This is a genomic window from Burkholderia sp. Ac-20365, from assembly GCF_017104715.1.
In the GTDB taxonomy this organism is placed as follows: domain Bacteria; phylum Pseudomonadota; class Gammaproteobacteria; order Burkholderiales; family Burkholderiaceae; genus Paraburkholderia.
In genome coordinates this window covers 138,004-157,112 of sequence record NZ_JAAGPI010000002.1, presented here as the reverse complement: position 1 = coordinate 157,112, position 19,109 = coordinate 138,004, and the positions used below count along the sequence as shown (strand labels likewise).

The 19,109-nt window shown below is 62.8% G+C and carries 16 protein-coding genes; 10 read left to right on the top strand and 6 right to left on the bottom strand.

Going from position 1 to position 19,109, the window contains the following annotated elements; genetic code table 11:
• The first annotated feature begins 144 nt into the window (after positions 1 to 144).
• Positions 145 to 432, top strand: coding sequence for a type II toxin-antitoxin system RelE/ParE family toxin (locus tag G3O01_RS04035; RefSeq protein WP_346779150.1), 288 nt, complete (start codon positions 145 to 147; stop codon positions 430 to 432).
• Between the two features lie 27 nt (positions 433 to 459).
• Positions 460 to 801, top strand: a complete 342-nt coding sequence (locus tag G3O01_RS04030) for an XRE family transcriptional regulator (protein ID WP_205803235.1) — start codon at positions 460 to 462, stop codon at positions 799 to 801.
• 43 nt (positions 802 to 844) lie between these two features.
• On the opposite strand, the gene G3O01_RS04025 is transcribed toward G3O01_RS04030, so the two are convergent.
• Complete coding sequence (locus tag G3O01_RS04025) at positions 845 to 1,567, bottom strand: PepSY-associated TM helix domain-containing protein (protein ID WP_205803234.1); 723 nt, start codon at positions 1,565 to 1,567, stop codon at positions 845 to 847.
• 405 nt (positions 1,568 to 1,972) lie between these two features.
• Here G3O01_RS04025 and G3O01_RS04020 point away from each other — a divergent pair, with 405 nt between their 5' ends.
• The gene (locus tag G3O01_RS04020; protein WP_205803233.1) at positions 1,973 to 3,964 is read left to right on the top strand and encodes a DUF3857 and transglutaminase domain-containing protein; all 1,992 of its coding nucleotides are present in this window, start codon (positions 1,973 to 1,975) and stop codon (positions 3,962 to 3,964) included.
• Between the two features lie 21 nt (positions 3,965 to 3,985).
• On the opposite strand, the gene G3O01_RS04015 is transcribed toward G3O01_RS04020, so the two are convergent.
• Together G3O01_RS04015 and G3O01_RS04010 are read right to left on the bottom strand one after the other, a co-directional pair.
• Positions 3,986 to 5,008, bottom strand: a complete 1,023-nt coding sequence (locus G3O01_RS04015) for a serine/threonine protein kinase (protein ID WP_205803232.1) — start codon at positions 5,006 to 5,008, stop codon at positions 3,986 to 3,988.
• Between the two features lie 115 nt (positions 5,009 to 5,123).
• Positions 5,124 to 5,336 (bottom strand): hypothetical protein, encoded by a 213-nt coding sequence (locus G3O01_RS04010; RefSeq protein ID WP_205803231.1) that lies wholly within the window; start codon positions 5,334 to 5,336, stop codon positions 5,124 to 5,126.
• A gap of 433 nt (positions 5,337 to 5,769) precedes the next feature.
• Between G3O01_RS04010 and G3O01_RS04005 the strand changes: the two genes are divergently transcribed.
• The 5 genes from G3O01_RS04005 (at position 5,770) to G3O01_RS03985 (ending at position 13,642) form a co-directional block, all read left to right on the top strand.
• A complete protein-coding gene (locus tag G3O01_RS04005) occupies positions 5,770 to 8,952 on the top strand; it encodes an efflux RND transporter permease subunit (protein WP_205803230.1) in 3,183 nt (1,060 codons plus the stop codon).
• 51 nt (positions 8,953 to 9,003) lie between these two features.
• The gene (locus G3O01_RS04000) at positions 9,004 to 10,269 is read left to right on the top strand and encodes an efflux RND transporter periplasmic adaptor subunit (protein WP_205803229.1); all 1,266 of its coding nucleotides are present in this window, start codon (positions 9,004 to 9,006) and stop codon (positions 10,267 to 10,269) included.
• Positions 10,266 to 11,771 carry an efflux transporter outer membrane subunit gene (locus tag G3O01_RS03995; RefSeq protein WP_205803228.1) on the top strand — a complete coding sequence of 502 codons (1,506 nt, stop codon included), beginning with the start codon at positions 10,266 to 10,268 and terminating at the stop codon, positions 11,769 to 11,771. Before G3O01_RS04000 ends, G3O01_RS03995 begins: the two co-directional genes overlap by 4 nt.
• A 138-nt stretch (positions 11,772 to 11,909) precedes the next feature.
• Positions 11,910 to 13,181, top strand: a complete 1,272-nt coding sequence (locus tag G3O01_RS03990) for an MFS transporter (RefSeq protein ID WP_205803227.1) — start codon at positions 11,910 to 11,912, stop codon at positions 13,179 to 13,181.
• A gap of 278 nt (positions 13,182 to 13,459) precedes the next feature.
• The gene (locus G3O01_RS03985; protein WP_205803226.1) at positions 13,460 to 13,642 is read left to right on the top strand and encodes a hypothetical protein; all 183 of its coding nucleotides are present in this window, start codon (positions 13,460 to 13,462) and stop codon (positions 13,640 to 13,642) included.
• A gap of 811 nt (positions 13,643 to 14,453) precedes the next feature.
• Here G3O01_RS03985 and mgrA read toward each other — a convergent pair.
• Positions 14,454 to 15,497: an L-glyceraldehyde 3-phosphate reductase gene (gene mgrA, locus G3O01_RS03980; protein WP_205803225.1), complete on the bottom strand. Its 1,044-nt coding sequence runs from the start codon at positions 15,495 to 15,497 to the stop codon at positions 14,454 to 14,456.
• 301 nt (positions 15,498 to 15,798) lie between these two features.
• Between mgrA and G3O01_RS03975 the strand changes: the two genes are divergently transcribed.
• The gene (locus tag G3O01_RS03975; RefSeq protein WP_205803224.1) at positions 15,799 to 15,999 is read left to right on the top strand and encodes a DUF3185 family protein; all 201 of its coding nucleotides are present in this window, start codon (positions 15,799 to 15,801) and stop codon (positions 15,997 to 15,999) included.
• Positions 16,000 to 16,011: 12 nt separating this feature from the next.
• Here G3O01_RS03975 and G3O01_RS03970 read toward each other — a convergent pair whose 3' ends face one another.
• Positions 16,012 to 16,773, bottom strand: a complete 762-nt coding sequence (locus G3O01_RS03970) for a phytanoyl-CoA dioxygenase family protein (protein WP_205803223.1) — start codon at positions 16,771 to 16,773, stop codon at positions 16,012 to 16,014.
• Between the two features lie 438 nt (positions 16,774 to 17,211).
• Between G3O01_RS03970 and G3O01_RS03965 the strand changes: the two genes are divergently transcribed.
• Positions 17,212 to 17,574, top strand: a complete 363-nt coding sequence (locus tag G3O01_RS03965; RefSeq protein WP_205803222.1) for a hypothetical protein — start codon at positions 17,212 to 17,214, stop codon at positions 17,572 to 17,574.
• Between the two features lie 177 nt (positions 17,575 to 17,751).
• On the opposite strand, the gene metK is transcribed toward G3O01_RS03965, so the two are convergent.
• On the bottom strand, positions 17,752 to 18,939 hold the full coding sequence (gene metK, locus G3O01_RS03960) for a methionine adenosyltransferase (RefSeq protein ID WP_205803221.1): 1,188 nt from the start codon (positions 18,937 to 18,939) through the stop codon (positions 17,752 to 17,754).
• Positions 18,940 to 19,109 lie beyond the last annotated feature (170 nt).

Here is a 19,109-nt window from a genome sequence, read left to right as displayed (position 1 = left end):
ATCCCTAGCATCGAATTATTTGCGGATGCCATGACGCCATCGCGGCGGCTTGCTCCGCGCCCCAGTTATTCCCTTGACGGAATATTCCTTGGAGGCTATATTTTCGATGACTTGGGAAGTTGAGTACACCGATGCATTTCAGGCGTGGTGGGAAGGGTTGAGAGAGGCGGAAAGGGAGTCGGTCGATGCGGCTATCGATTTGCTCGAAGAGGCTGGCCCGCATCTGCACTTTCCACTTCGAGCCACATCTTCGGCTCACGGTCTGGCAATTTGAGAGAGCTAAGGATTCAGCATAGAGGCAGACCATATCGGGTGCTCCACGCGTTCGATCCGCGTCGCGTCGCTGTTCTTCTTTTGGGTGGCGACAAAACCGGACATGACCGTTGGTACGATCAGAATGTGCCGCCGAGATTCTTTATCGGTTGCATCTGATGCAGTTGGAACACAGGGAAGACAAAGATGGCAAGAAAGTATGAAGAGCTGCGCGCAACCATGTCCCCGGAATCCCGCGCACGCTCGAAGGCTCTCGCGGACAAACTTCGCGCGGAAATGCCCTTGCATGACTTGCGACGCGCTCGCGGCCTCTCACAGGAGGCGCTCGCGAAGCGGCTTAACGTCAAGCAACCCAGCATCGCCAAACTCGAACAGCGCACGGACATGTACATTTCGACCCTACGCGATCACATCCGGGCGCTAGGCGGCGAGCTGGAAGTCATCGCGCGCTTTCCAGAAGGTGAGGTGAAAATCACCAACTTTGCTCAGATCCAGGATCTGATACGCGAAGATGCTCAAGACGATTAACAGGCATCTGTGGACGAGGCGTTGAACGCTGCGTCGTTCGCACTCACATCAACCCACACACCACCGCCGCCGCAATCGACCCAACCACCAGCACAGCCCCCACCGTGCGCCGCTTGTTCAGTTCCGTCCACAGCAGAACACCCGTCAGCGACAGCAAGATCAGACTGCCCGCAATCGTATCGATCAGCAGCACCCAGCCAACGCTCAACCCGACGCCCTTGTGCAGGTTGTTCATCGTGCCCATGAACGAGTTTTGCGTGCGTTTCACCGATACGAAGCCGTTGCCCACCCAATACTCGGCCTGAACGTTCTGTCCCGGCGCGGCAATCGCGATCTGCCAGAACTCCGGCTGCACCGCGCTTTGATCGCCCCATGCAACCGGATGCGCGGGCTCGCGGCGCGCCCTGCCCGGCTTGCCGTCGATATGCAGTTCGTCCTTCAGCCAGTGCGCCATCTCATTGGGCGACCTGAAGCCCTTCTGCGGCAGCGCGATCTGCAACTGCTCGACCTGCGGCTCGCCCGACGACACCTTCAGCGGCCCCGCGCGGTGATTCAGCAGGAACCCTGTCACGCCGAACAGCATCCCGAGCACGGCGCCCCATAGCCCGACCCAGCCGTGCACCTTGCGCAGCCACTTGATGAAATTCGCGCGCCGCGAGCGCTGGCGCCGTGCGGCCAGTTCGCCGGCATCCAGCTGCTGGACGGCGGCGGGCCGCGTGCCCGTGCGGGCGGCAGGCTTCAGGTCGATCGTTTCGGGCGCGTTCATCGTGGTCCTGGCAAAAACGGGTCGTGCGTCGCCGGCAGGCAGCAACGTTGATTGAAAACTGGAAATGTCGTTCCGGAACGGAAGGACGCAAGCCCGAAGCGCGCCTGTCAACGGTTGAGGGTCGGCTTTGGCATCCCGGGCAAATGCAGGAGAACCATCGAAGAGCTGGCTGGCCCGTCACGAGGAGAAGATGACGTAAAGCTGGCGACGCCCTTCAGATGAGAATGACTATCATTACATAGAATGCGAATTCTTTCAATCCCGACAATTTTGTTGTGAATCTGGAAGAGATCGCGCCGTTATGTGCGGTCGGCCCGCTTGACACAAACGTCGCATGACTTTGAACTGTGGGATGCGAGAGAACCAGACAGAACTAGACCAATTCCTTCGGACGCCTGACTCCCCATGCGCCTGCTCACGATCTTCCGAATCGCGATGGCCTGCTGCGCCCTTTGCGCGGGCGCAGCCCACGCCGGCGGCGAAGCGCCCGGCAATACAGGCCTGACGACGCTCAACGCAGCCGCCGCCGCGCCCGTCGAGCCCTACACCAACGAGCGCGAAACCCAGACCTTCACGGTGAACGCGGACGGCTCTTACACGAAGCTCGACGAAATGACGCTGCGCGTGAATAACGAGGCAGGCGTCGCGCGGGTCGCGCAGTACTACATCTGGTTCAACCGCAACATGGCGAGCGTGGACATCCTCGAGGCGTACACGATGTCCGCCGACGGCACTCGCCACGACGTGCGTCCCGAGCAGATCCACGACGTGCAGGAGGCGCGTTCGTTCGATGCGCCGATGTTCCAGGACATCCTCGAAAAGGTGATCGTGTTTCCCGCCGTCGAACCGGGCGCGCGCGTGCACCTGAAGTATCGGAAGACGCAGAAGCAGCCGATCGTGCCCGGCCAGTTCAGCGACTTCACGCCGCCCGACCTCGCGCCGACGCACAACTTCCGCCTTGTCTACGATCTGCCCGCCGACAAGCCGCTTTACGCCGACGCGCACGGCTTCGTCGCGCTGCCGCCGTCGACGCAAAATGGCCGCACGCGCTACGAATTCCGCTACGACAAGGCGCATTTCGCGCGGCTCGAATATGGATCGATCGCGTACGTGAGCTACGGCGACCGGCTGATGGTGTCGACGTTTCCCGACTACGCCGCCTTCGCCGCGACGTACCGTGAATCGGCAGTCGATACGAGTGTCGGCGATCCAACCCTCATCGGCCTGGCCCGCTCGCTCACCGCCGCCGACCAGACGCCGCGCGCAAAAGCAAAAACGCTCTACGACTGGGTGCGCAAGAACGTGCGCTACGTCGCGGTCAACATCGGACGCGGCGCGGTCGTGCCGCATCGCGCGACGGACATCCTCACGTTGCGCTACGGCGACTGCAAGGATCACGTCGCGCTGTACGGTGCGCTGCTCGACGCCGTCGGCATCCGCAACGAACCTGCGCTGATCAGCAGCGGCACGATCTACACGCTGCCGGACGTACCCGGCTATGGCGTGCTGAATCACGTGATTACCTGGCTGCCCGACTTGCAACTTTACGCCGATTCGACCGCGCCGAACGTCGAGTTCGGCTATCTGCCATCCACCGACATGAACCGCCCCGTCGTACTCGTGAATCAGGGCGTCATATCGCGCACGCCCGCGGCGGCGACGATGTCGCGCACCACGGACCTCTCGATCAACGTCGCATCCGACGGCTCGGCAAGCTTCGTCTACCGGCTGGAATCGGCAGGCTGGGCGGCCGAACAGGGCCGCGCGCTGCTGCGGATGCAAACGCCCGCGCAGCGCGAAGAATCGCTGCAGGCGGAGCTGCGCTTCGCGAACCTCTCAGGCACGGCAACGCTGTCGACCAGCAACCTCAACGCAACGGATGGCCCGCTGTCGCTCACGATGAAGGGCAAGCTCGAAGACTTCGTCGTGCCGGGCACTGCGGCATCGATTCCGGCGCTGACGAGCTTCGTCGGCGGGTTTCAGTCGGATGCGCGCTACTGGCTCGGCGAGCGGCAGCGCACGCAGCCTTTCGTGTGCCGCAATGTCGAGCTGCACGAGCGCACGCGCATTGCACTGCCCGCGAACTTCCGCGTGCTCGACATGCCGGAAGCGATGGCGGCGCAGGACCGCTTCATCGACTATCGCTCGACCTATTCGTACGATTCGGTCGCGAATGTCATCACCGTGACGCGCGATGGTTTCACGCGCTTTGGCAGCGAGGTCTGCTCGCCGGAAGAATTCACGCAGATGCGCGCGGGCATCGAAACGATTGGCCGCGACGTGCGCGCGCAAGTCATCGTGCGTTCGACACTCGCAGGCAGCAATGTAACGACGGCGCCCGCTGCGCCGCGTGTGATCGCCGAATCGCCAGACCGCACGGCGCGACCTGCGGACTGACGACTCACTCACGCACAAAGATCATACGGGCCAGAGCGGCCCTTCCTGCATCGCGCCGATTTGCTCGCGCAATTCGAGAATGCGGTCTTCCCAGTAGCGCTGCGTGTTGAACCACGGAAACGCGACGGGAAATGCCGGATCGTCCCAGCGGCGCGCGAGCCACGCGGAGTAGTGAATCAGCCTCAGCGTACGCAACGCTTCGATCAGATACAGCTCGCGCTGATCGAACTCGCAGAAGTCCTCATAACCCGCCAATAGATCAGTCAACGCGCGCGATGCTTCCTGGCGCTCGCCCGGCAGCAGCAACCAGAGATCCTGAATGGCCGGCCCCATGCGGCTGTCGTCGAAATCGACGAAATGCGGGCCTGCGTCGGTCCACAGCACATTGCTCGGATGACAGTCGCCGTGCATGCGCAACTGGCGCACGTCGCCAGCCTGTTCGAATGCCTGCTCGACGCCTTGCAGCGCCATGTTCACAGCGGCTTCCCATGCGGTGCGCACATCGGCGGGCACGAAGCCTTGCGCGAGCAGATAGTCGCGCGGCTCGTAACCGAAGGTCTGGATGTTCAGCGTCGGACGCGCCGTGTAGTCCACCGTTTGCCCGACAGCATGAATGCGCCCGATAAACCGCCCCAGCCATTCGAGCGTGTCCTTGCGGTCGAGATCGGGCGCGCGGCCGCCGCGCCGCTCGAAGATCGAGAAGCGAAAGCCGTCGAACGTATGCAACGTCTGGCCGTTGAACGTGCGCGCCGGCACGGCGGGAATTTCGCGCGCGAACAGTTCCCCGACGAACGCGTGCTCTTCGAGAATCGCTTCGTCCGTCCAGCGTTGCGGCCGGTAAAACTTCGCGACGACAGGCGGCCCGTCTTCGACGCCGACCTGATACACGCGGTTTTCGTAACTGTTGAGGGGCAGCATGCGCCCGTCCGTGCGTACGCCGACGGTGTCGAGCACGCTATCGAGCGCGTCGAGCACGACTTCCGGCGTGAGCCGGGCGAAGGGAACGGCGTGGCCGTCCTGCGGGATGGGAGTGTCTTCGTTCATGCCCGCATTGTGCGCCGTGCCGGGCACAAAAACGAGCGCAAGTGTCACCCGCGATGTGCCGCGCGTTCAGCGGCAGCGCATCGCGCCATTCACAACAGCCGGAACAAAACCGCGATCAATGGACCTGCGCGCCAGCGGGACGCACGAAGTCGCCCGTGTCGATCAGATCCTCGAGGAAAAAGGGTTCCGTGTTCAGGATCTTCGATGTTCCTGGCTCGCCGGCGTACCACGCCACCATCGCCATGTCGCCGAGAATGCGCATCACGATTCCGCGTGCGCCTTGTGGCACGGCGATATGCACGGATCGAACAATAGAACCGACTTGCATGATGTTTCCCCGTTCTCCCAATTGCCGGCTTGTTTGGGACTGCGCCGGTCAATGTGCTGATAAAAACGCCGCAACGAACAATTGGTTGCGGGCGCACCTGAATCCAAACCTTGGGCCAACGTCGGCTCGCATCGGGCACTCTGATGCGAAGCCCCTTGAGCCCCATTGTTGCCCGTTTGGGCTATTTGGCAAAGTAAAAAGTAAGTCGCTGTGAGGCGTGCGCCCCGTCATTTCGACTTACGAAACCCTGACTGTAACCGCCCGTAACAGGGTCATCATAAACCGGACCGCGAGCTAGTCTCAAAAATGTCGATGTAAGCTACGATACGCGTTATATTCCTGTCGCGCATGCCCGCCCGGCCGGGCCGTCGTCGCACACAATCGCTGCCGCCAGAAGCAGCCGCCTCCGCCCTCACCGGACCGCCCTGTTCACATGTGGATCGTTCGCCTCGCGCTGCGGCGCCCTTATACGTTTGTCGTACTTGCGCTGCTGCTGCTGATCATCGGTCCGCTGACGATTCTGCGCACGCCTACGGATATCTTTCCGAACATCGACATTCCGGTGCTGTCGGTGATCTGGACGTACAACGGCCTGCCCGCCGACGAGATGGAAAAGCGCATCGTGCTCAACTACGAGCGCGGGCTGTCGGTGGCGGTGAACGATATCGAGCACGTCGAATCGACTTCGCTGAACGGCATCGCCGTCGTCAAGATCTTCTTTCAGCCGCACGCGAACATCAACGAAGCGCTCGCACAAGTCACGGCATTGTCGCAAACGCAGTTGCGCTCGCTGCCGCCTGGCATCACGCCGCCGAACATCTTGCGCTACAACGCATCGACCGTGCCTATCCTGCGGCTGTCGCTGTCGTCGCCTTCGCTCACGGAACAGGAACTGTTCGACTACGGTAACAACTTCCTGAAGACGCAGCTCGCGACCGTGCCGGGCGCATCCGCGCCATTGCCGTATGGCGGCAAGCAGCGGCAGATCATGGTCGATATCGATTCGCGCAAGCTGCAGGAGCGCAATCTGTCGCCGATGGACGTGGTCAATTCGATCACCGCGCAAAACCTGATCGTGCCAACGGGCACAGCGAAAATCGGCTCGACGGAATACTCGGTGCAGATGAATGCGAGCCCCGATTCGCTCGCAGGCCTGAACAATATCCCCATCAAATCGGGACCGAACGGCACGATCTATATTCGCGACGTCGCGCATGTACGCGACGGTTTTCAGCCGCAGACCAACATCGTGCGCGTGGACGGCCAGCGCGCGTCGCTCCTGACCATCAACAAAAGCGGCAACACGTCGACGCTCGAAATCGTCGATCGCATCAAGACGATGATGCCGACGCTGCGCAATCTGGTGCCGGAGTCGCTAAACATCGATCCTGTCGCGGACCAGTCGCTGTTCGTGCGTGCTTCCGTGCAAGGTGTGCTGCGCGAGGCGCTGATTGCCGCGTGCCTGACAGGCCTGATGATTCTGCTGTTCCTCGGCAACTGGCGCGCGACGCTGATCATCGCCGTGTCGATTCCGCTGTCGATGATCACGTCGATCATCGCGCTGTCCGCGCTCGGCGAAACGATCAACATCATGACGCTAGGCGGGCTGGCGCTAGCCGTCGGTATTCTCGTCGACGACGCGACCGTCGCAATCGAAAACATCAGTCATCAGTTAGAGCAGGGCAAGAATCTCGAACAGGCCATTCTGGACGGCGCGCATCAGATCGCGATTCCAACGCTGGTGTCGACGCTGTCGATCTGCATCGTCTTCGTGCCGATGTTCCTGCTCACGGGCGTCGCGCACTATCTGTTCATCCCGCTTGCCGAAGCCGTCGTGTTCGCGATGCTGGCGTCGTACTTCTTCTCGCGGACGCTGGTGCCGACGCTCGCGAAGTATCTGCTGCGCCATCATCACCGCGCTGCCGACCAACATCACGCCGAACCGACGCGCAATCCGTTCATGCGGATGCACCTCGCGTTCGAGCGAGGCTTCGAGAACGTGCGCGGGCGCTATCACGCGTTTCTGGTGGCGCGTGTCGCGCGGCCAGGCATGTTCGTCACGGGCTTTCTCGTGTGCTGCCTGCTGTCGCTGCTGCTGATGCCGTTCCTCGGCCGCGACTTCTTCCCTTCCGTCGATGCCGGCACGATCGCGCTGCATCTGCGCGCGAAAACGGGCATGCGCGTCGAGGAAACCGCCGTCGTCACCGATCGCGTCGATGCGCGCATCCGCGAACTGATTCCGCGCGACGAACTGCATTCGATCATCGACAACATCGGCTTGCCGGTGTCGGGCATCAACCTGTCGTATAGCGCGACGGGCACCATCGGCACGTCGGACGCCGATATCCTGATCAGCCTGAACCCGGATCATCGGCCGACGGAAGAATACGTGCGCAAGCTGCGCCGCACGCTCACCGACGAATTCCCCGGCGTACAGTTCGCTTTCCTGCCCGCGGATATCGTCAGTCAGACGCTGAATTTCGGCATGCCGTCGCCGATCGACGTGCAGATCGTCGGGCGCGACGTGCAGGGCAATCGCGCATTTGCCGCGATGCTGCTCGACAAGCTGCGCGCGATTCCCGGTTTCGCCGACGCCCGCATCCAGCAACCGTCTGATTTGCCGCGCATCTTCGTCGACGTCGACCGCACGCGCGCGCAGCAGGCGGGCTTCACGCAGCGCGACGTCGCGAGCAATCTGCTGATCACGCTCTCCGGCAGCCAGCAGACGACGCCGACGTTCTGGCTGAACCCGCGCAACGGCGTCAGTTACAACGTGATCACGGAAGCGCCGCAATACACGATCGATTCGTTGCAATCGCTCGCGAACATTCCGCTGAACGCGAACGGCCACACGAACATTCTCGGCGCGCTCTCCACGATGCGGCGCGAAGCGGGCAACGCCGTGCTCACGCACTACAACGCGCAAACCACGATCGATATCTACGGCACCGCAGACGGCCGCGATCTCGGCGCCGTCTCCGACGACATCCAGAAGATCATCGCGGATACCAAAGCGCAATTGCCGAAGGGCTCGTCGATCGAACTGCGCGGCCAGGTGCAGACGATGAACGATTCGTTCTCCGGCCTGTTCGCGGGCCTCGTCTTTGCGATCGTGCTGGTTTATCTGCTGATCGTCGTGAACTTCCAGTCGTGGCTCGATCCGTTCATCATCATCACGGCGCTGCCCGGCGCGCTGGCGGGCATCGTGTGGATGCTGTTCCTCACGCACACCACGCTGTCGATTCCGGCGCTGACGGGTGCCATCATGTGTATCGGTATCGCGACGGCGAACTCGATTCTGGTGGTCAGCTTTGCGCGCGAGCAGTTGCTCGAACATGGAGACGCGACGCGCGCGGCAATCGAAGCGGGCTTCACGCGCTTTCGTCCCGTGCTGATGACGGCGCTCGCGATGGTGATCGGCATGGTGCCGATGGCGATTGGCCTCGGCGAAGGCGGCGAGCAGAATGCGCCACTCGGGCGCGCGGTGATCGGCGGTCTGACGGTCGGCACGATTGCGACGCTGGTGTTCGTGCCCGTGGTGTTTTCGATGATCTATCGACGGCTGTCGGAGCGGCGTGCACGCGCCGCCGCGCATGTCGTCCACAAACCGCATTGATGCGGCCGACATTCATAACAACGATGCGCAAGCACAGTCTCTGGAGTGCAGATGGAAGGCAACCGTCCTGATGAGTCCGCGCCGCACGGGGAAGGCCCGCGCAGCTCATCGAAACGTTCGCGCTGGATCGTGGTCGCCGCGGCGGTCGTCGTGCTCGCGCTCGCCGCGCAGGGCATCTGGTCGCGTCACGACGCGCACGCCGCGCTGGAACGCGAAGCCGAGCATGCCGCGCAACTCGCGGTCGAAGTCGTCAAGCCGCAGAAATCCACCGCAACGCTCGATCTCGTGCTGCCCGGCAACGTGCAGGCGTTTCTCGATACGCCGATCTACTCGCGCACCAACGGCTACGTGAAGAAGTGGTACGCGGATATCGGCGCGCACGTGAAGGCGGGGCAACTGCTCGCCGAAATCGATACGCCCGAAGTCGACGATCAGCTGAAGGCCGCGCGCGCGGATCTCGACAACGCGCAGGCGAACTACACGCTTGCGAAAAGCACCGCCGACCGCTGGTCGGAAATGCTTCGCAGCAATTCGGTGTCGAAGCAGGAAACCGACGAAAAGGTCGGCGACATGCTCGCAAAGAAAGGCACGCTCGACGCCGCGCGCTTCAACGTCGCGCGACTCGAAAAGATGCAGTCGTTCCAGAAGGTCTACGCACCGTTCGACGGCATCGTGACCGCGCGCAATGTCGATGTCGGCGCGCTGATCGACGCGGGCAGTTCGGGCGGTCCCGCGAAGGAACTGTTCCATGTCGCGCAGGCCGACCGGTTGCGTGTGTACGTGAACGTGCCGCAGGCTTACGCGCAGGAAGTGAAGGCGCAGCAGACGGCGTTTCTGACGCTGACCGAATCGCCGGCGAAGCACTATCCGGGCACGGTCGCGCGCACGTCGGGTGCCGTCGATCCGCAGCAGCGCACCATGCTCGTCGAAGTAGATGTCGACAATCGCAATGGCGATCTGCTGCCGGGCGCGTATGCGCAGGTGCATTTCGCGTTGAAGTCGCAGGTCGCGGCGCCGTTCACGCTGCCCGGCAACGCGTTCCTGTTCCGTCCCGATGGCGTGAAGGTCGCCACCGTCGACGCGCAGCAGCGCGTGAAGCTCGTCAAGGTCGCGCTCGGCACCGATTACGGCACGCGCGTTGCCATCGCTTCCGGTCTGACGGGCGACGAGCAGGTAATACTGAATCCGCAGGATTCGATCGTCGATGGCGCGGCGGTGCGCATCGTGCATCCGAAGGCGGGCAAGGCTGCGGGTGCGTCGGGTGCGACCAGCGCGGCTGCGCCGCAAGGCGAACAGACGGCAAAGGCACCAGAGTGAACACGCAACGCACGCGTTTTCGTTCGATTGTTCTCGCGCTTGCGGGCGCGAGCGTGCTCGCTGCGTGCACCGTCGGTCCCGACTACAAGCGGCCCGACGCGGTGACGGCTGCGACCTACAAGGAACTCGATGGCAGCGGCTGGAAAACAGCCGAACCCGCCGACGCGCACATCCGCAGCGCCTGGTGGGAGGTCTACAACGACCCCGCGCTGAACGCGCTCGAACAGCAGGTTGCCAGCGCGAACCAGAACGTGGCGGCGGCGCAGGCGCGCTTTCGCGCGGCGCGCTCGCAGGTCGCGCAGTTCCGCTCGCAGTTTTTCCCGGTGGTCACGGCGAACGGCGGCTACTCGCGCGCTCGCTCGTCGGAAAACGTGAAGTTCAAGTCGACGGCGGGCAAGACGCTCGATGACTGGATCGTCGGCGCCGACGCGACGTGGGAACCTGACCTGTGGGGTCGCGTGTCGCGCAGCGTAGAAGGCGCGCGTGCGAACGCACAGGCAAGCGCCGCCGATGCGCAAAGCGCATTGCTGTCGATGCAGGCCGAACTCGCGACGGACTATTTCGAACTGCGCGGTATCGATCGCGAGCAGCAACTGCTCAACGACACGATCACCGCCTACAAGGAAGCCGTCGAACTCACGCAGAACCGCTACAAGGGCGGCATTGCCACCGATGCCGACGTTGCCCAGGCGCAAACGCAATTGCGCACGACGCAGGCGCAATCGATCGATCTCGGCGTGCAGCGCGCACAGCTCGAGCACGCGATCGCGATCCTGATCGGCCAGACGCCGTCGACGTTCTCGCTGCCCGTCGCGCCGCTCGTCGCCGTGCCGGTGATCGCGCCCGTGGGCGTGCCGTCGAGCTTGCTCGAACGGCGGCCGGACATCGCGTCCGCCGAGCGGCATGTGGTCAATCTGAACGCGCAGATCGGCGTCGCGACGGCCGCGTATTTTCCGAATCTGATCCTCTCGGCGACGGGCGGGCTGGAAGCCACCAACTTCAGCGACTGGCTGCTCGCGCCCGCGCGATTCTGGTCGCTGGGACCGTCGATCGCGGGCACGCTGCTCGACTTCGGCGGGCGCGCCGCGCAAAAGGCCGAAGCGCAGGCGAACTACGACGAAGGCGTCGCGCAGTATCGGCAGACGGTGCTGACGGCGTTCGGCCAGGTGGAAGACAACATCGCCGCGTTGCGCGTGCTCGAACAGGAAGCGCAGGCGCAGGACGACGCGGTGTCGGCTGCGCAGCGTTCGCTCGCTATCGTGTCGAACCGCTACAAGAACGGCGCGATCACGTATCTGGACGTCGTCGTCGCGCAGACGACGGCGCTCACCAACGAGCGCGAAGCCGTGTCGATCGCGCGCCGCCGGATGGCCGCGAGCGTCGCGCTGGTCAAGGCGCTCGGCGGCGGCTGGGACACCACGTCATTGCCGACCGACGAACAGCTCACGCATCCCGACGAAGCCGTTCAGCCCGCGAGCGCGCCCGGCGCTTCGCGCGGCTAACGCGCGTTGGCGCGTCGCTAGCTGCCGGATTCGACGACGTGGTACGCGCAATCGGCGTATCGTTGACCCTTCGCGCGCCTATACCGCGCGCTGCTTGCTTCTGTCATCACCTCTGTCATCGTTTCCGGGAGTTTTGTTGTGACCGCATCGTCGGACCCGAGTCGGCCCGCTGATTCTTCTTTTGCTGGATCCTCTTCTTCCTCACCTTCCGTCCCGCCGTATCTCGAGCGGGGCACGCGTGCTTACTGGCGCGCGAGTCTCGCGCTGCTGTTTGCGGGCTACGCGACCTTCTCGCTGCTCTACTGCGTGCAGCCGCTATTGCCTGCGTTCTCCGCTTCGTTCGACGTCAGCCCCGCGCAAAGCAGCCTGTCGCTCTCGCTGACGACGGCAGCGCTCGCGCTCGCCGTGTTCATCGCGGGCTTCGTGTCGGAAGCGTGGAGCCGGCATCGGTTGATGACGGCGTCGCTGACTGCTTCGTCGCTCTTGACGCTCGCGGTCGCGTTCACGCCGCAATGGCACGCGCTGCTGTTGCTGCGCGCGCTCGAAGGATTGGCGCTCGGTGGCGTGCCCGCCGTCGCGATGGCGTATCTCGCCGAGGAAGTGCATCCCGACGGCCTCGGCCTCGCGATGGGCCTTTACGTGGGCGGCACGGCGATCGGCGGTATGGCGGGACGCGTAATCACGGGCGTGGTTGCGGACCTGTTTTCCTGGCGTGTGGCGATCGGCACGATCGGCGTGCTCGGCATTCTGTCGATGCTCGCATTCCGCTCGCTGCTGCCGCCTTCGCGTCACTTCGTGCCGCGCCGCGGGTTGGGTTTCTCGCATCACCGTTCTGCGTTGCTGAAGCATCTGCGAAGGCCCGGCCTGCCGCTGCTGTTCCTGATGGGTTTCGTGCTGATGGGCAGCTTCGTTACGCTGTACAACTACATCGGCTACCGGCTGCTCGCGCCGCCGTTCGGGTTGAGCCAGACGGCGATCGGCGGGATTTTCGTCGTATATCTGACGGGCGTGGTCGCGTCGCCGTGGTCGGGGCGCATGGCTGACACGTTTGGGCGCGGGCGCGTGCTGATCGGCAGCATCGTCATCATGCTGTGCGGCTTGCTGTTGACGACGACGCAGTCGCTTGCGCTGATCGCGTGCGGCATCGCATGCGTGACGTTTGGCTTTTTCGCCGGGCACGCGGTTGCGAGCGGCTGGGTCGGTCGTATGGCGAAGGAAGCGAAAGGCCAGGCGGCCGCGCTGTATCTGCTCGCGTATTACCTTGGCTCGAGCATCGTCGGCTCGTATGGCGGGCGGGTGTGGGCGGCGTATTCGTGGACGGGTGTCGCGGCGCTCGTCGGTGGATTGCTGCTGATCGGCATACTTGCGTCGGCGCGGCTGTGCGCTCGCGAGCGGGTTGCTGCGGCGTAGAGGTTACGCGTTATCCCTGGAATGAATGCGGCACGCGCCGATGGTTCGACCGACAGAACGCATATTCGGAAAGGTCGATGTAAGCGCGCGTTGGCGTAGCGCCGAATCTAGCTCGTCGTCGTGCGCGGCGCGCAAAGCCTTGTCCTGCCTTGCTCTGCGCGATGAGGGACAGAAGCGCGCGTGCGCTGTAGCCCACGAAAAGTATCGATAGCGTCTCCTATACTGGTATCAGGCGCGCCGCATGCAGTCGCGTCCACGAGTACATAAAGGAGACAGGCATGCACTACTTCACGATCGGTGATTTCATTCTCGTCATTCCGATGGCGTTGGCGGGAGCGCTGTTTCTTGGGGCGCTGCCCTGTAAGACTGAATTCAGGCATAACACGTTGCGCGTGTTAGGGGCGCTGCTAGGAGTTGTGTTTGCGGTCGCGTTGGTGGAGGGGTTGCCTGCGTTGGTGTAGGTTTTGGTTTTTCGTTTTTTTTGCTTTGCGCTGGCGTCTGCGATGTGACTTCACGCTTTCGGGCTTTGCGCTGGCATCCGCGATTTGCCTTCGTGCTTCACGCGTCGCCCCTGTGCGGGGCGGCACCTACTTTTCTTTGCCGCGGCAAAGAAAAGTAGGCAAAAGAAAGCCGCTGAACACCGCCAACTCTTCTTCCTGCCCACGGGCCCCCAACGGCCCCGTCCTGTTCGCGGCATCGCTCTTCTCGATGCCCGCTGCCAACGCTCTTATTGAGCGCCTCACCCGCTTCACACGCCCGCGTCGCCACATGCGCGATCAAATCGCTCGCGTTCCAAAGCGGCAAACTGTGTGTAGGCTTTTGCGGCTTATGCGCTTCACTCCGGACAGAAAAGCGGGATCGGTGTCGTAGGAGCGCTGACGCGTGCAGCCCTACGACCGACACACAGTTTGCTGCCTGGGCGGCATTAACCATTCGCTGCCGCTGGCTGCGTTTCGGGTGTTTGAAGTGGGTGAGGCGCGCGTTAAGGGCGCCGGCAACGGGCGGGGACTGCGAAGTTGCCGTGTGAAGGAGAGGACCCGCTGGGGGCCCTCAGGCGGAGGTCAAGAACGGGCGGTGTTAGCCCGCTTTCTTTGCTTACTTTCTTTGCGGCGGCAAAGAAAGTAAGTGCCGCCCCGCACAGGGGCAACGCCTGAACCAGGCAAGACGAAACGCGGATGCCAGCGAAAAGCCCAGAAAAACCAAACCAGCGTCGCAAGACAACCCAAAACGCAGAAACACCGCCCCCAAACCCTGAGCCCCCTGCTCAACCCTTCAGATATGCTGATCCGTCGAAGGCTTCTCCCAAAGATTCACACTACCCTCAGTGGCATACCGATCGATCTCCGCCAGTTCCTCCGCCGTGAACGACAGATTCTTCAGCGCTGCGACATTCTCCCGAACCTGATCAGCCTTGCTAGCGCCGATCAACGCCGACGTCACACGCGAATCGCGCAGCGTCCAGGCCAGCGCCATCTGCGCAAGACTCTGCCCGCGTCGCTGCGCGATGTCATTGAGCTTGCGCACGCGCTCGATGTTCTGCTCGCTCAGATGCTCCTGCTTCAACGAGCCGCCGCCAGCCTTATTCACGCGAGCATCCTGCGGCACACCATTCAGATACTTACCCGTCAACAGACCCTGCGCCAAAGGCGTAAACGCAATCGCGCCCGAACCGGTTTCTTCCAGCGCGCCAAGCAATTCCTCCTCAATCCAGCGGTTCAGCATGTTGTACGCCGGCTGATGGATCAACAAGGGCACCTTGTATTCAGCAAGCAGCTTCGCCATCTCGCGCGTCTTCTGCGCGGAATACGACGAAATGCCGATATACAACGCCTTGCCCTGCTGCACAGCGCTCGCGAGCGCCCCCGCCGTCTCTTCGAGCGGCGTGTCGACATCGAAGCGATGCGAATAGAAGATGTCGACGTAATCGAGCCCCATGCGCTGCAGGCTCTGATCCAGACTCGCGAGGATGTACTTGCGCGAGCCGCCACCCTGGCCGTACGGACCCGGCCACATATCCCAGCCAGCCTTCGACGAAATCAGCAGCTCGTCGCGATACGGCTTGAAATCATCCTTGAAGATGCGGCCAAAGTTGGTTTCCGCGCTGCCGTACGGCGGCCCGTAGTTGTTCGCGAGGTCGAAGTGCGTGATGCCAAGATCGAACGACGTGCGCAGAATGTCACGCTGCGTCGAGATCGGCGTGGTGTCGCCGAAGTTGTGCCACAGGCCGAGCGACAACGCCGGCAGTTTGAGACCCGACTTGCCACAAACGCGGTACTGCATGTCCGAATAGCGTGCTGAAGCTGCTTCGTAAGCCATTGCTGGAGTCCTCGAGAACTGGAGTGGAGTCTGCGATGCAGCGAGCGCATCGCGTGGAGTAAGCGTGTTTGTTGTGATTGATGAAGCTTTGTTCTTTTGCGCCGCCCTGAATGACGCGCCGGGATCGTCACGATCTGATACCGGTATCACGTCGGAGCGCGATCATACAGCGATCCAACACGGTATGTTAGCCAATCGGCGCGCGGGCTGCATACGCCCACATTGCGGGACGCAGACGTGGACTCGGCGCCGCCCATCACCTAGACTTTCGGCCACCGTAATCCAGTGATGAGGAGTGTTCATGACCAAAGCGATCTCGCTCGCATTGATCGTCGGCGGCGTCGTGCTGCTGTACTTCGGCGGCCAGTCGTTTCATTCGTTCAGCAACGACGTGTCGCGCGTATTCACGGGCGCGCCCACCAACAAGACGATTTTCCTGATCGCCGGCGGCATCGTCGCGACGCTCGCCGGATTGACCGGGCTCGTTTTGTCGAAACGCTGAGCCGGCAACAGCTCAGAACGCGACTTCGGGCCTGGACGCGGAGCGCGACCCCGGCAGCGGCACGTTGCTGGCGCCGTGATAGGTGTAGACGAGCGAGAACTTCACCTGATCGGACAGATTCTTGCCCGCCGAATGCAGCGTGTTGCAGTGGAAGAAAACCACGTCGCCCGCCTTCAGCGCGGGCGATACCGCTTGCCGGATCAGCGCGTCGTTCTCGGGCAGATCGGAGCGGAAAAACTTCGCTTCATCGAAACGCTCCGACGTGAACGCCGCCGAGTGCGAGCCGGGCACGAACCAGAGCGCGCCGTTGTCGACGGTTTCATCGCCGAGCGCGAGCCACACCGACACCAGATCGTCCCGTTCGAACGACCAGTAGCGCACATCGCGATGCCAGCCCGTCAGGCTGCCGTACGCGGGATGCTTGGTCATCATGCAGTTGTGATGCGCGCGCGACAGGCGCGGCTCTTCGCCGAAATACAGTTCCATCCAGCCGCGAATTTCCGGCGCCGTCGCCCATTGCGCAAAGCGCGGATGGCGCGCGTACGCGTCCAGCAGCCGACGCACCGTATGACCGCCCGGCGCGTGCTTCGATTCCGGCGCGCCCGGATAGCGCAGGTCCGCTTCGAATTCGATCGGCTCGGCCGCTTCCTGCAACTGCTGGCGCGCGATCTGTTTCATCTCCGCGCAACGCTCGGGCGTGATGAGGCCCGGCACGATGACATAACCCTGATCCCGCAGCACCTGGATCTGCTCTTTCTTCGAGTGGACTGACATGGACGTTCCGTTCCGCTAGCGTTCGTTCGACAACTGCTTCCCATTGTAAAACGGGCACGATCGTGCCGTCGCGAGTCTCATCTTTCGGCTCGCCAGAGGAGGCATCTTTCACGCCCGTTCGACGTGCAACGCGCACGAGCGGATCTGCACGCCAGATGGGCAGCCGTGCACGTTGATCGAGCGCAAAGGGCGCGATCGTGCGGGCTTCGTCCTCGTAAAAACCCTGATCCATCCGGACTTTCGATGGTCACGAATCACGTGTAGCCTGTCGTCCATGTCGATTGCAACACACGCTATCCCGCCATCGGCACGGCCATCCGCAGCCGCTGCCGGTTCGTTCCGCCTTTCCTCAGGCCTTTGCGTTCCACCCGTTGGCATGGATGATGCTGTTTTTACGGCACCCTTCGTCGCGCGTCACGCTGCCTGATCTCTACTACCATGCACAGCCCATTGAGCACCCGACTCACCCGCGCGTTCAACGCCGCGCGTCCCGCACGCCGCCATGTGGTGCGTGCCCTGCGTCACCATTCCGCGCGTACGCGCGCACTCGCCGAACAACTGCGCGACGCGAAGCCCGTCGATAGCGTGCGCTTCTGGTTCCGCACCTTCTTCAGCGCACTGCGCGCACAAGGCGCGTCGCGGCAGCTATCGCTGCGCTCGCTGCTGCGCAGCCCGGCGCCCGTGCGCATGCTCGGCGCGTCGCCGCGCGCCGCGAAGCCCGCGAGCGTGCCGCATGCATCGAGCCGCCGTCCACGCCGTCTGTCGACGACGAGCGAAGGCTGGTTCGCGTTTGCGCACTGAACGTCTGCAAGATCGTCGTTAGCGCCTGCCGTTGGCGCGTGTGACCCGCTCGCACGTACAAAACAAAACGCCCTGCATGCGTTTGATGACGCATGCAGGGCGTTTTCGCTTCCTGCCTTCTAACAGCCTGACAACAACCGCGCGACCATTGGCCGCGCAGCGTGCTCAAAGCTTCACTCAGGCCAGCGCAGCAACCGGCTCCGTGCCGGCTGCTTCTGCCAGCGCGAGCGCCTTGTCGGTCGCTTCCCACGTGAATTCCGGCTCTTCGCGGCCGAAGTGACCGTAAGCAGCCGTCTTTTCGTAGATCGGGCGCAGCAGGTCGAGCATCTGGACGATACCCTTCGGACGCAGGTCGAAGTGTTCCTGAACCAGACGCGTGATGGTTGCATCCGACACGCGGCCCGTGCCGAACGTGTTGACCATCACCGACGTCGGCTGCGCAACACCGATTGCGTACGACACCTGGATCAGCGCGCGCGACGCGAGGCCAGCAGCCACGATGTTCTTCGCGACATAGCGGCCAGCGTAAGCAGCCGAACGGTCGACCTTCGACGGATCCTTGCCCGAGAACGCGCCGCCGCCGTGCGGAGCTGCGCCGCCGTACGTATCGACGATGATCTTGCGGCCCGTCAGACCGCAATCGCCTTGCGGGCCGCCGATCACGAACCGGCCGGTCGGGTTCACGAGGAACTTGATGTCACCCTTGATCAGATCAGCCGGCAGCGTCGGCTTGATGATCTCTTCGATCACGGCTTCGCGCAGTTGCGCCAGTTCGATTTCCGGAGCGTGCTGGGTGGACAGCACGATCGTGTCGATGGAGTGCGGCTTGCCGTCGACGTAACGGATCGTGACCTGCGACTTCGCGTCCGGACGCAGCCAGGGCAGACGGCCATCACGGCGCAGGTTTGCCTGACGCTCGACGAGGCGGTGCGACAGGTGGATCGGCAGCGGCATCAGTTCGGGCGTTTCGTCGCATGCGTAGCCGAACATCAGACCCTGGTCGCCTGCGCCCTGGTCGAGGTTGTTGTCGTGCGCGCGGTCGACGCCTTGTGCGATGTCCGGCGATTGCTTGTCGTACGCGACGAGCACCGCGCAGCCGCGATAGTCGATGCCGTAGTCGGTGTTGTCGTAGCCGATGCGCTTGATGGTGTCGCGCGCAACCTGGATGTAGTCGACGTTCGCCGTCGTGGTGATTTCACCTGCCAGCACGACGAGACCCGTGTTGCACAGCGTTTCAGCCGCAACGCGCGAGTATTTGTCCTGCTTGAAGATTGCGTCGAGGATCGCGTCCGAGATCTGGTCGGCGACCTTGTCCGGATGGCCTTCGGAGACGGATTCAGAGGTGAAGAGGTAGTCGTTAGCCACGTTACAGGCTCCTTTTGTTGGTTACGGTTGAGTTTCACGTAGCCTGCTTCGAGCCTGAAGCGGCGACGCTTTAGCGGATTTCCTTACCGTCAGCCGTCTATCTGAAAGATGAACGTCCGTCGGCTTCGCCCCGCAAGTTGTCAGTTAACTCGGCGAAGCCCTTATTATAG